We start from the raw sequence: 14,668 nt of genomic DNA, 5'->3' as shown, positions 1-14,668 counted from the left end.
GACGTGTACGCAGTCAATTGGCTGCGTACACAACCCGCGCTTAAAAACTTTCGCGCATATAGACGATAGGTGTTTTATAAATGCCGAATGTTGCTCGCGCAACAGGATCTACGGCTCCGAACCAGGGTAACACACCACTGATCGCAGGCACTTCTAATGGCGTAATGCAAGTCCGGTCTGCGTTTGCCGCAGCCCCCAGATTGACCTCTACATCCATGCTCCCCGTATTCGGGATACCATTTTGCGCAACCCCAGGTGCACTGAGTTTCAGGTTTAATAACCCGCGGCTCATGCTTGCACTGGACGACAAGGTTGTTTCACAGGCCGTTAAATTACCTTTGTAATTTTTAAGCACCACACTTAAAGACGGGATGAGCGTACAGCTATCTGCCTGGTTTCTCACGTAAGCTGTGCCATTCCAATATTGCGCTTCCAATTGCACGGGCAAGGGCAAAAGTTCAGAGCCATGCGCATTATGCAGCGTCAATTTACCGTAACGATAAGCCAGATTCGAAGCCAGCAGCGTTGGTGTCGAAGAGACCAGCACGCCCGCCTCTGTGTATTGCGGCTGTGCATAGACACTCATGCTCTGCGGCGTCACAGCTGCAGGAGGTCGACTGATAGATTGTTTAGCGGTGACGTTGGCAACGCCTGCACCCCAGCTACCACTCAATGACGAAGGAGCCGCACTCAACCCCAGCGTCGCCCCCACCTGAGGCGAGAGTGAAAAATGATAATTATCGACGTTGAGCAGATCAAAAATAGCAGAAAACGTCCCCGTAAAATTCCGGGTGGTGGCGTTGCCTGCATTTTGTGCCGTCAACGTAAATGTTGTGGTGATGGCTGGCAGTGTACTGCTGTCCTGGCCAAAATATGAAAAAGTACCGCAAGCATTGCTGGTTGAGTTAAGCAGGGTTACCTGGAGGTGATCGGGCACAAAGCGCCCCATATAGACATTGGTACTCGGCGCATAGCCAAAAGCACAGGCTTGTTTATTATTGCTGGCAACAAAGCCCGGTGTGCAATCTGAGGTTGCATCAACCTGGGTAAACGTATCATCATAAATCCCCAGTGCATTAAATTTAAAATATCCAACTTCATCATAAATAAAGTCAGCGCCGGTACTCGCGCCATTGCTCGCCTGGCCAAATGTACCAGACAATGCGCCAGTACGCAGTGCACCGGGATGCGCGGCAATCAGATTATTATCAATTTTGGCCGTGCCGTTATAGTTAGATAAGCCGGTAGTGACGGTCATATCGAACTTGCCACTACCCGCTTTAATCACCGGGCTGTTGCTGGTGCTGACGCCATTGGCAACGTCCGCATTGGCATTGCCTGAGCTCATACTGTTAAAACTAGCAGGCCGCACGGCAAAGTTATCCGTAGACAGCGAAACCTGCTGGGTAGCATTGGCGTCTGTCACCTGGCAACGCAGATTTTTATAAGCATTGGTGATGGTTGTAGAAACACCCTTACGCCCTAGGTTACTACTGCTGAAAGTTACATTCTGCGTCAAGAGCGTTGTCCGGGTCCCGCCACAGGTTTGATTAATCAATACTGCAGGGTCACCACAATCAATCCATTTCACTTCAACCGTTTTACTGGCCTCCCCTACAGCCACGAAATCGGTATTCACACTGTTATCTGCCGCAAGCGCAACCACGTCTGCACTAAACGCACTGTTTACTACCTGTGTGAATAAATGACCATTGGCTGCATTCGGATTCGCCACAGAGGGATCAATGCAGTTAAATTTAGCGGCTGGCGTAGTACATTTGCGCACAACATAGTTGAATGGGTTAAACACACAAGAACTTTGGGAGCATGTGCCATTATTTGCACAGCAAACCCCGCCCGTGTTTGAGTTAAACTCCATCTTGATGGCCCAAATATTATTGGCGCTACTTTTTGCGCAGCCGGTAATCCTGCCGTAGTTATCAATACCGCCGGTCACGGTCACCGAGTTGTTAATCACTGATTGGCTATCAATATACACATTGTTATTGACTGAAGCTGTCAGCGCATTGGTATTCGTCACCTGCACGCTGCCATTAATGGTAGAGCCGCTATATAAAGACACACCCGAATCAATATCGGAGCGTACATTAACACTGCCTTGAACAACGGTCTGGTAAATGGTCATACTCGCATGCATTAAGCCGGTGGCGGTGACACTTACATCGCCTTGCACGGTCGTGCCATTGCCTAATGTGAGGTAGCCCGCCTGCACATTAATAGCGCCGTAATAAGTGCTATTTTGTGAGGATCCCCCATCCAAGCTACCGACACTGACATTGCCTGATAAAGCGTTGCTCTGGCCATTCACAAACATGTAACAACCAGCACAATTCACCCCATTTGCAATCGTGTTAAAGCCAGCAAGATTGATGCTGCCTGTCGTCGTGCTCAGCATGCCATTGACTGCAACCGCCCGCGAGAGTGTGACCGGGCCGGTTCTGCCAGCAATATTGCCATTGACCACGGCATCTTGTGCCATAAAGATAGCGCCAAAACCACTACTGATTACATCCCCTTGTATCGTGCCAGCGGCATTGATTGAGCCATTTGAAATCAGCAGATTGCCACGAATATATGAGGCGCCATATACCGTCACCGCATTGATGCCTGCATTGATCGTTGCGTATAAGGTTGTAGTGTTCAATGTGACCGTACCATTGCTGTAAAACGTGACATTGGCTGATTGCGATGCACTGCCAATGCGATAAGCGCCTATATTCAAAGCACCATTGACGGTAATTGAAACATTCCCAATATCAAGAAACTGCACCTGATCTTGAATATTAATGAAACCAGTACACGTATATACACCTCCACTGCCACTACATCCTGGCGGCATTGGCGCACTTGGTGCAGCCGGAAAGGAATACATGGCCTCGACATAGCCACTGGCAAGCAATAGCAATACACCAATAACAATCTGGATGGTACGTACACAATAAACCCACTTTTTAACGCTGAAAACCAGGCCTGCCAAATGCATATAAGAGAACCAAAACAAAACATTAGTTAACTTATTTTACCAACATTAAACTTAAAAACATAAATGTGTTAACAAATGTTTTTTCGCTTCTTATTACGATATGCGAGCCAATCAGGTCCCAGGAATATGAAACTGACGCCAGTGAGCATTTTGCTTAACCACTGCTAGAAAATAAAAAAGCGACCCGAAGGTCGCTTTTTTACAGACACCGATAAATTAATCAGTAATCAGTTTTTGCTGTGACAGCAAGTTGGAGATAATCGCTGCATCAGAGGTCTGACCTGTGGTCAGGTCCACACCACTCAGCACAATCTGCTGGGTCGTGTTACCACTACTAAAGCTACCGGACACGTTGTGCGCATCCGTTGCGAAACCACCATTAGAACTGATATGGATAATGGTATCACTACCGGATTTCTCAAAGTGCAGGTAGTTCACCAAGTTGCCCGCGTTCTCACCTTGCAGCAAGTCACGCACATCCAGGATATCGCCACCCTGGCTGACAGAGCTCTTGTTGAAATCGGTGATAGTGTCACGTGCTGGCGTACCGGCCACACCATCATCACCACGATCCCACTTGAACACGTCTACGCCAGCGCCACCAGTCAGGGTATCGTTACCTTTACCACCGATCAGGATGTCGTTGCCATCGCCGCCATTCAGCTTATCGTTACCAGCACCACCGCGCAGGATGTCATTACCAGCGCCACCATTCAAGGTATCGTTACCGGCATAGCCGTAGATAATGTCATTGCCAGACGTACCATTCACGGTATTGTCAGCGCTATCGCCGCCAATAATTGGCGTACCCTTGTTGCTGTTCAACAAATCAATATTGATCAGGTTAGAGGCTGATTCGCTGTCCTGCAAGCCAGTGCTGTCCACGGCGGTGATCTTGAAGTTCTGGAACAGGCTCAAATCAACGGCCTGCTCATTGGTTTTAACCGTTGACAAGAACTCATTGAGCGCAAGGTTATCCACTGTGCCACCATCAGCAGCAGTGATCACCATTTTGCCATTAGCACCGATCAAACCGAGGAAACCACTGCTTTGCGTGTAGCTCACATTCAGGCCCAACTCATTCGCAACCGCTTGTGAATAAGTCAGATAGGCCGTGCCTAATGTCACACCGATAAAGGTGTTATAGGCAATCGTCACAGAACTGATGTTGTTATTCACATCACTTGCCGTGAATGCCTGACGGCTTGAGAAGTTAAGCAAGTCGACATTCAACAAGCCTGGCAAGGTCAACAGACCAGCTGCGCCCATGCCATTGCTGACTTCTGGTGCCACTTGTGGGATAGAGGTTACTTGTTTAGCCACATTCACAGTCAATGTTGCAGAGCTTGTATCACCATCATTGTCGCTTAATGTGTAATTAAACGAGCTGGTGCCAGAAACACTGGTGTTTTTCGGTGTGAATGAGAAGGACCCATCATCCATATCGACCAACAAAGTGCCTTGTGCTGTCGTGATTACCAGTTTATGGCTACCAGAATCATAAGTGCTTCTATTAGTTCCTAACACAGTGATTGTGCCGTTTGCGGAGTTGAAGGTATATGTGGAGCCATCCACTGCAATTGACTTCACATAACCACCATCGGCCCCAAAACCACCGCCAGACAACAAGCTACCGGTGATTGGGCTGCTTACAGTCTCATTCAGGACTGAGTCCAGCTGATTAAAGGACGTCACGCGAACGCCATCTGTATTGGTCCCTGTTTGGCCATCATAAGCGATCGGGTTCAATTCAGTGTTTGAAGTAACGCCAGAACCGATACCAATAGAATAAGACTTAATGTGGTTGTTATTCAGGAAGGTAATCCATTTAGCTTCCTCAGCCTGCTGAATGCCCGCGTCTGAATCGCTATTTCTGGACTCTGTACCAGTTAAGCTACCCGTCCCCCCCACGCCACGGTTAGGTTGACCATCGGTAAAGAAGTAAGACACGTTTTGTGCATTATCTAACTTACCAGATGTCTCGAACGCATTCATGGCCGTGTTCAAGGCAGAGTCGTAGTTGGTATTACCATTGGCTGACAGGTTGTTCAGATATGCCTTGGCTTCAGCAACAGTCAACCAGGTGCTGCCTAACTGTTTGGTTTGATCCAAACCAGCAAACACCACCAGTGAGACTTTCACGTCACCCATGTCGTCATATTTATCCAGCAAGTTCTTAATTGACTGAATAGCACTGGCCAAACGGGTCTGATTATTCACACCATCAGTGGTGGTCATACTGCCAGAAATATCCAGCGTAATCATGAGGTTGGTGTTGGCAGAGTTGGTAGCCGTCACCGTCTGGTTAGTCGCTGTTGGCGCATCATCTGAAACATTAACAGTGATAGAGCCTTTAGTCGTGCTGTCGGCATCGTTGGCGTTCACACCAAACTTGATTGCCAAGGTATCTTCCTGACCAGCCACTGGATGATCAATCGGGCCTGACAACTGCACCGCATAGTCACCTTTGCTATCAATCGTGACACGAATCACTTCTTTACCATTGGCAGAACCAATCAAAGTACCGGTGTTATTGCCTGACCAGGTGATAGTTGTACCACCTGATGTATAGGTCGTTGTTGGCTCTGTCAGGGTTACACTCTTCAAGTCGCCATTTGGATCAGAAATGCCCATGGAACCGCTAGCGATCACATTAGAAGGACCAGAGTCCAGCAAACCGTTTGGCAGACCATCTTCAGACACTGAAGCAGACGCATCCAAGGTCACAAAGACTGGTGACTGATTGAGTGTGTATGCATAATTGTCGCTAGGCACACTGATGTTGCCTGCATTGTCAGTGGCAGTCACAGTGTAGTTGTGCAAACCTTTGGTAATGTCAGTCGTTGGCGTAAATGTCCACTTGCCGTCTTTATCAGCAACAGCTGTACCTACTTTAGTCGCACCATCATAGATAGTGACAGTACTACCCGCCTCTGCTTTACCGGTTAATGTTGGCGTTGCATCATCAGCCACACCGCCATTTGCCACGTTGCCCTTCACTGCACCAAAGTCATCGTAGATGTTATCGATAGTTGGTTTATTTGGCGCAACAATGTCCACAACATAGCTCAATTGTGTGGTTGCAGTACCTACGTTACCAGCGGTGTCTGTGGTCGAAACTTTAGCATCGATAGTTTTGTCAGAATCAGCCACCAACTCGGAACCAGGCACACTAACGACAAAGCCTAACTTACCATCAGTGCGGGTAATCACAGTCGTGTTGTAATCTTTACCGTTGATGGTCACCACCACTGGATCACCCAGTTTGGCTTCACCACCGACAGTACCTGTCACCGGTTGATTCACCCCTGGCTGAGATTCAGCGATATTGATAATACCGTCACCGCCGAAGTTAGCATCCAGGGCAATAGTTGCCACTGGTGGGGTCAAATCAAGGCTATATGTCAACTGAGTGGTTTGGCTCGCTGTGTTACCAGCGTTGTCAGTCACTGTCACTTTCGCATCAATAGTCTTGTCTGGGTCAGCAGCCAGTTCGTTACCAGCTACATTGACGCTGAAGCCCAACTTGCCATCAGTACGGGTAATCACTGTCGTGTTGTAGTCTTTACCATTGATGGTCACAACGACTGGATCACCTACTTTAGCGTCACCACCAACGGTACCAGTCACTGGCGTAATCGAAGTCGCTTTCGCTTCTTCAATGTTGATGATGCCATCACCACCGAAGTTAGCATCCAGCGCGATCTCGGCTTTAGGCGGTGTCAGGTCCAGGCTGTAAGTCAGCTGGGTAGACTGGCTCGCTGTGTTACCAGCGTTGTCAGTCACAGTCACTTTCGCATCGATGGTCTTGTCTGGGTCAGCTGCCAGTTCGTTACCAGCTACATTGACGCTGAAGCCCAACTTGCCATCAGTACGGGTAATCACTGTCGTGTTGTAGTCTTTACCATTGATGGTCACAACGACTGGATCACCTACTTTAGCGTCACCACCAACGGTACCAGTCACTGGCGTAATCGAAGTCGCTTTCGCTTCTTCAATGTTGATGATGCCATCACCACCGAAGTTAGCATCCAGCGCGATCTCGGCTTTAGGCGGTGTCAGGTCCAGGCTGTAAGTCAGCTGGGTAGACTGGCTCGCTGTGTTACCAGCGTTGTCAGTCACAGTCACTTTCGCATCGATGGTCTTGTCTGGGTCAGCTGCCAGTTCGTTACCAGCTACATTGACGCTGAAGCCCAACTTGCCATCAGTACGGGTAATCACTGTCGTGTTGTAGTCTTTACCATTGATGGTCACCACCACTGGATCACCTACTTTAGCGTCACCACCAACGGTACCAGTCACTGGCGTAATTGAAGTCGCTTTCGCTTCTTCAATGTTGATGATGCCATCACCACCGAAGTTAGCATCCAGCGCGATTGTTGCCACTGGCGGTGTCAGGTCAACGGTATAGGTCAACTGTGTTGACTGACTCAGGCTATTGCCAGCATTGTCACTAACAGTCACTTTTGCATCGATAGTCTTGTCTGGGTCAGCAGCCAGTTCGTTACCAGCCACATTGACGCTGAAGCCCAGTTTACCGTCAGGGCGGGTAATAGCAGTTGTGTTGTAATCTTTGCCATTGATGGTCACAACGACTGGATCACCTGCTTTAGCGTCACCACCAACAGTACCAGTCACCGCAATAGTTGATGTCGCTTTAGCCTCTTCGATATTAATAATACCGTCGCCAGCAAAGTTGGCATCAAGCGCAATCGTTGCAAACAGGTTTGGATTTACGGCCAGTTTATAATCTTGTGTATCCGTCGCTGTTGCGCTGTTACCTGCAGCATTGGTTGTCGTCACGCTCGCAAAGATCGTGCTGTCAGAGTCTGCTGCCAAGTCTGCACCAGGCACATTAATTGAGAACTTACCGCCAGTTTGCACTGTGCCGGTGAACTCTTTGTTGTTAATGGTCAAAGTAACAACATCACCTACTTTAAATTGACCGCTGACTGTACCAGTCACTGGAATCGCTGCAGCAGTAGACTCAGCGACGTTCACGATGCCGTCACCCGCAACGTTTGCATCCAGGCTGATCGCCAGTGCTGGCGGCAACAGGTTTACTGTATAGGTTTGAGTATCGGTCGCTGTCGCACTGTTACCTGCCGCGTTTGTTGTCGTCACGCTCGCAAATACGGTGCTGTCTGAGTCAGCAGCCAAATCAGCACCTGGCACATTGATCGAGAAAGTACCATCTGTCGCAACTGCGCCAGTGAAATCTTTGCCATTGACTGTGATCGTCACAATGTCACCAGTTTTAAACTGGCCACTCACGGTACCAGTCACTGGAATTGCTGCCGCAGTAGACTCAGCCACGTTCACAATGCCGTCGCCTGCCACGTTCGCATCCAGGCTGATTGCAACTGCTGGTGGCAATACATTCACCGTATATGTTTGCGTATCGGTTGCTGTTGCGCTATTGCCCGCAGCATTGGTGGTAGTGACGCTGGCGAATACCGTTGCGTCAGGATCTGCTGCCAAATCTGCGCCAGGCACATTAATAGAGAAAGTACCATTTGCCGCAACTGCACCAGTAAAGTCTTTACCATTAATCGTCACCGTCACAATGTCGCCAGTTTTAAACTGGCCACTCACGGTACCAGTTACTGGGATTGCTGCTGCCGTAGATTCAGCAGCGTTCACAATACCGTCACCAGCCACGTTTGCATCCAGGCTGATGGCAACTGCTGGTGGCGATACGTTCACAGTATATGTTTGCGTATCGGTTGCTGTCGCACTATTACCTGCAGCGTTGGTGGTGGTGACGCTGGCGAATACTGTACTGTCTGCATCAGCAGCCAAATCGGCACCAGGCACATTAATGGAGAAAGTACCGTCTGTCGCCACTGCGCCAGTAAAGTCTTTACCATTAATCGTCACCGTCACAATATCGCCAGTTTTAAACTGGCCGCTCACTGTACCTGTCACTGGAATCGCAGCGGCTGTAGATTCAGCAGCGTTCACAATGCCATCACCGGCAACGTTTGCATCCAGGCTAATGGCAACTGCTGGCGGTGCTGTGTTGACAGTATAAGTTTGGGTGTCAGTGGCTGTTGCGCTGTTACCTGCAGCGTTTGTTGTCGTCACGCTCGCAAAAATAGTGGCATCAGCGTCAGCTGCCAAATCAGCACCTGGCACATTGATAGAGAACTTGCCACCATCTAATACCGTACCAGTGAAGCTCTTGTCGTTGATCGTCAGAGTCACGGTATCACCAACTTTGAACTGGCCACTCACTGTACCAGTCACTGCAATCGCAGCAGCAGTAGATTCCGCCGCGTTCACAATGCCATCACCCGCAACGTTTGCATCCAGGCTGATCGCCAGCGCTGGCGGCAACAGATTGACTGTGTAAGTCTGCGTATCTGTTGCTGTCGCACTGTTACCTGCCGCGTTTGTTGTCGTCACGCTCGCAAATACTGTGCTGTCTGCATCAGCAGCCAAATCGGCACCAGGCACATTAATGGAGAAAGTACCGTCTGTCGCCACTGCGCCAGTAAAGTCTTTACCGTTAATCGTAATCGTCACAATGTCGCCAGCTTTAAACTGGCCGCTCACTGTACCTGTCACTGGAATCGCAGCGGCTGTAGATTCAGCCACATTCACAATACCGTCACCTGCGACGTTTGCATCTAGGCTAATCGCCAGTGCTGGTGGCAATACATTGACAGTGTAGGTCTGTGTATCGGTTGCGGTCGCATTATTACCCGCAGCATTAGTCGTTGTCACGCTCGCAAATACGGTACTGTCAGAGTCAGCAGCCAAATCTGCACCAGGAACATCAATCGAGAACTTACCTCCAGCTTGTACTGTGCCAGTAAAATCCTTGTTGTTGACGGTCACAGTGACTACATCACCCACTTTAAAATCACCACTGACTGTACCAGTCACAGGGATTGCAGCAGCTGTAGATTCTGCTGCGTTTACAATGCCGTCACCTGCAACGTTTGCATCCAGGCTAATCGCCAATGCTGGTGGCAACAAGTTAACTGTGTAAGTCTGGGTGTCTGTTGCTGTCGTGGTATTACCTGCGATGTCTGATGTCGTAACACGCGCATCAATCGTTTTGTCCGCATCAGCGGCCAAATCGGCACCTGGCACATTAATTGAGAATGTACCTGTAGCAGTCACAGCACCAGTAAAGTCTTTACCGTTTACAGTGATTGTGACGATATCGCCAGTTTTAAACTGACCACTTACGGTACCAGTCACTGGGATTGCAGCCGCTGTAGATTCAGCGACGTTCACAATGCCATCACCTGCAACGTTCGCGTCCAGGCTAATAAACAGCGCTGGTGGAACGGTATCAATCGTAAAGTTCAGTGGTGCGGACGGATCGCTGGTGTTACCAGCAGGATCGGTCGCCGTCACTGTAATGCTGTGTGAGCCATCAACTAATGGTGTTGTTGGTGTGAATGTCCACGTACCATCAGGCTGAACAAGGGCAGTACCCAGCTTGGTGCCATTATCGTAGATCGTGATGGTGTCGCCAGGGTTGCCATTGGAACCACGAATCTCAGGCTTGTTATCGTCGATAGTGGAGTTATTAACAATCAGCCCTTGAGTTGGGCCAACATCATCAACACCGACAAACGTTGGGATATCTGGTGCGCTCAAATCGATAGTTGCAGAATCACTACCTGGTTTTGATTCATTTTTTGCAGCATCAATGATGGTTGAAGTCACCGTAACAAGCGCCCCATCAGGCTGTGCTGGCACAGTCGTTGTAATGAAGCCATTTGATTTATCAGTAGCGGTGATAACAACTTGCTTAACAGTACTGTCATTAGACCTAATGACGACGATATCACCCACATCAACCAAACTTGGCGTGAACGACACCTTTACATCTATATCACCGTTCAATTCTGCACGATTAATGAAGTTGTCATTATTAGCATCCTCAGTAATTTCGACGGTAGGAGCGTTTCCACCATTCGGAACGTTGGTGTCAATAATTGCAGAATCAGAGCTAGAAGGAGACGTTTGACCAGATTGATTAGTAATACTCGCTGTGACAGTTAAAGTATCTCCTGAAGGCGGGACAGGCACTGCAATGATGATGAAACCTGTAGCAATATCTGCGTCAGTCAAAACACGACTGATCGTGCCACTATTGTGTACAAGATTAACAGTATCGCCTGGCTCCAGACCTGCAGGCAAAGTGACTCTAGCATCTGTAGTAGGCAAGCCTTTCAATTCACCAGCGTTTAAATAACCGTCATTACCAATATCATCTATCAACTCCACACCAGGTGCACCACTTGCCGGTGTCAGATACACGTAGTTAGGAGCGATATTGCCGCCAGTAGCCGCACCACCTGCGCCAGTACCACCATCGTAGTTGGCACCCCCGACAGTTTGGGTCTGGATTCTGTCCAAATTTACAAAGCTGGCATTACCATCACTACCAGCCTCGCCTGCAGCAGGACTATCCAATACCTCGGTGATATCACGGCCTTCATTTAACGCGGTCAACACCGCGTCAAACACTGTTTGATTTACTGCATTTTCAGTGACATCAGAAACATCCACCTGAGCCAGGTTATCAGTAATCTTGACTGTTTGCGCTTCGGCAAAATTCACGGTCTCGCCATTGGCCAGTTTCACGGCCACTGCAGCACCAGAAGCAGTGATGACTTTATCACCCGCATGCAGCACTTCGCCCACTTTCAACATATGGCGATTGCCACTTGCATCTACAACGATAGCCATCCCTTGAATATTTGTAACAGTTCCGATTACTGTAGCCATGTTTACCCTCTCTTAAGATTGAGACAATTCTGATAGTGACGTATTAAACGCCAATCCAAAACAGAAATCTATTGTACTAAAGTACAATGCCTGGCCAGCCTGAAAGGCCATTACGCTTGCCAACACGCGCCGGCAGATATAAAAAAAGCGGTGCCAAATTGGCACCGCTTTTTTACACTCCCAACATGCAGGAGCTTAGATCAATATTACTGAGCGACCGACTGGAAGCGAATGACCTCAACACGACGGTTGGCATCATTACCACTCACAGGATCATTTTCAGCAATCGGTTGTGAGAAACCGTAGCCTTTTACCACCAAGCGCTGGGCATCCATGCCTTTTTTAACCAGGTAGTCAGCAACCGCTTTTGCACGCTTCTCTGACAAGACCAGGTTGTACTTCTCTTTTGAGGTATTACGCTTGTCAGTATGACCAGCGATTTCAACCTTGTCATTACCCCACTCTTTAACAACGTCGTATACGATATCCAGATCGGCATAAGACTCTGGCAAGATGATGGCGCTATTAGCCTGGAACAAGATACGCGGCGTGAATTTCATCGTCGCTTTTTCTTGTGTTTTTGGTTTGAAGGCTTCACCTTCCCAAGGTTTGGCATTAGCTAACAATGCAGCTTTGTCAGGCACCACTTGTGTGGGCGCAACCGCTTTACACACATTCTCGCGATCCATGTACTCTTCACGCGGATACTCACCCACGTCAGCACGCGTCACACCCAATTTGCTCAACAAAAGGCCTTGACCTGCATAAGTTCTAGCGTAAGCAGTGCTGAGGTCCATTTCCGCATTGGTAAAGTTACGACGGGACTGGAAATATTCGTTTTCTGTATCCAACAAGTCCAGCAAGGTGCGTTGGCCGATATCATATTGCTTACGATAGGCCAGACGCGCATTTTCAATAGAGTCTTGGTGTTGTTTGCGATAAGCCACTTGCTCGTTCAACTGTTTGATGTTGTTGTAAGCAATCGCCACCAGCTGACGCGTATCGATACACGCTTTGTCACGCAAGTCATGTGAACGATTTAAGGTTTCTACGGCAGAATCCAGGTTGGATTTATCAGTAAAACCATTAAAGATGTTCCAGCTGGCTGTCACTTCCAGAGTGTCTGCTGCCAATGTGCTGTTTTTGCTCGCATCATTCACATCAATCACTTTACGGCCTTGCAGGTCCAAGCGTGGCATAAATGGCGCTTTTTTGCCGGAAACAGACTTTTCAACCGCGATAATATTTTCAATCGCTGCCAAAATATTTGGGTTTTGCTTGTAAGCAGCATCCAACACCTGATCCGCACTACCAGCCAGGCCATCACCGGTCAACATCACTTCATTGACGCTTTCAGGTGGCAACTCACCCACCAGACGTTGAAAACGGGCAGACACATCATACAAGTTGGTGGTTTCTGTCAGCAGGTTTGCTTCAGCCAAGGCCAGACGACCAGTTGCCTGCTCCAGATCAACCTTCTTACCTACACCAGCATCCACACGGGATTTGATCTTGTCAAAAATCTGCTTGTGCACCACAAAGTTGTCTTGCGCATAAGACACCAGACGACGATAACGCAACAAATCAAAATAAGCGGTTGCCGTATCCAGTGCAACACCTTGCATTTGGCCTTGCAACTCATAAAAGCGCGATTTCGCGACATGATCAAGACGGCCAACTTCGGAAGGCGTCGCCAAACCATCAAAAATCATTTGACGCAAAGTCAAGGTGGATTGCTGATTGGGTGTATATGTATTATTGACGTTTGGCGTCAAACGCTCTTGATTACGGAACGTTTGATCCACCGTCAAATTTGGCAGGTATCGGCCTTTGGCAGCAGACTCATCAAACTCTGCAGCTTTATAAGCATGGAAGCTGGCTTGAACCTCCGGGTTTTCGGAGACAGCCTTTTCGATAATTTTCTCTAACGTCTCAGGACTGGCAGCCCAACTGATAGACGAGAAAGAAAATACACCCATTAATAGTGCCGAGGCGATTTTTTTTAGTTTCATGTGCAGACTCTTAACAAGTTATAAAGATTCATCCAGAATCAGTATAACCACGGAATTGTGTCGGCACAAGGGTGAATAGCCCATCTGAGTAGTCACTTAGATGGGTTTTTAGTGAAAAATGTCACACATTTCATCTTTATGACAGCAGTTTTTTTGAAAAAATCTGATTAAATTCATTAATTTACAAAAATAAACATAAATTAAAATAATTAATCAATCATGAATTTAAATGTAATTTATTCAAAGAATCTTTTTGCACATTTTCATCGTGGGAGAAGTGTCCCTGAGCAGATTTACCTTGCAGGACTAATGCCAGGTGTAAACGATCTCGTACTTTCAAGGTGTCGAACACAGATGTCAGATGTGCTTTTACGGTGCGTTCAGAAATAGATAAAGCACGTGCAATTTCTTTATTACTATTGCCTCTGGCTGCCTCAAGTGCGACCTCACGTTCACGCTTGGTCAAACCATCTAATATTTCTTCCGTGGCATCAGGCTGCGGATTACCTCGCGTCGTCAATGTGATTAAATGTTTGAGCACATCCCGCCCTAACCAGACGCCGCCATGTGAAACAACGCTGTATACCTCTTGCAGCACGTGTTGATGGGCATAAGCGTGTAAATAGCCAACCGCCCCTAATTCCAGCGCCTGCATGGCTTCGGCCTGCTCCGGGTTGTTCGACAACACAATCACCTTGGCAGAAGGCAAGAAGGTTAATATCTGCTGCACATGCTTGCGCCACTGGTTACCTTGCTCAATTTGTGCATGTACCCAGATGATGGAAGCCCCGGCAACATCTGCCGACACAACATCCGCAATCGTCGTCAATTGCGGAAAAGCCTTGAGCCAGGACTCTATGGACTGTTTTAAGGTAGTGATAAATATATGCTTCATAGT

The 14,668-nt window shown here is 48.2% G+C and carries 4 protein-coding genes; all 4 read right to left on the bottom strand.

Annotated elements, in window-relative coordinates; genetic code table 11:
- Positions 1–40: 40 nt before the first annotated feature.
- The gene (locus tag INP79_RS10675) at positions 41–3,004 is read right to left on the bottom strand and encodes a DUF6701 domain-containing protein (RefSeq protein WP_228519871.1); all 2,964 of its coding nucleotides are present in this window, start codon (positions 3,002–3,004) and stop codon (positions 41–43) included.
- Between the two features lie 216 nt (positions 3,005–3,220).
- A complete protein-coding gene (locus INP79_RS10670) occupies positions 3,221–11,758 on the bottom strand; it encodes a retention module-containing protein (RefSeq protein WP_194754254.1) in 8,538 nt (2,845 codons plus the stop codon).
- A 206-nt stretch (positions 11,759–11,964) separates the two neighbouring features.
- Complete coding sequence (locus tag INP79_RS10665; protein ID WP_194754253.1) at positions 11,965–13,770, bottom strand: TolC family outer membrane protein; 1,806 nt, start codon at positions 13,768–13,770, stop codon at positions 11,965–11,967.
- A gap of 217 nt (positions 13,771–13,987) precedes the next feature.
- A complete protein-coding gene (locus INP79_RS10660; protein WP_194754252.1) occupies positions 13,988–14,665 on the bottom strand; it encodes a response regulator transcription factor in 678 nt (225 codons plus the stop codon).
- Between the last annotated feature and the right edge of the window lie 3 nt (positions 14,666–14,668).

The organism is Methylophilus sp. QUAN (assembly GCF_015354445.1).
Lineage (GTDB): Bacteria > Pseudomonadota > Gammaproteobacteria > Burkholderiales > Methylophilaceae > Methylophilus.
Note: the sequence above shows the minus strand (reverse complement) of the source record. Positions and strands in the feature narration are given on the sequence as shown.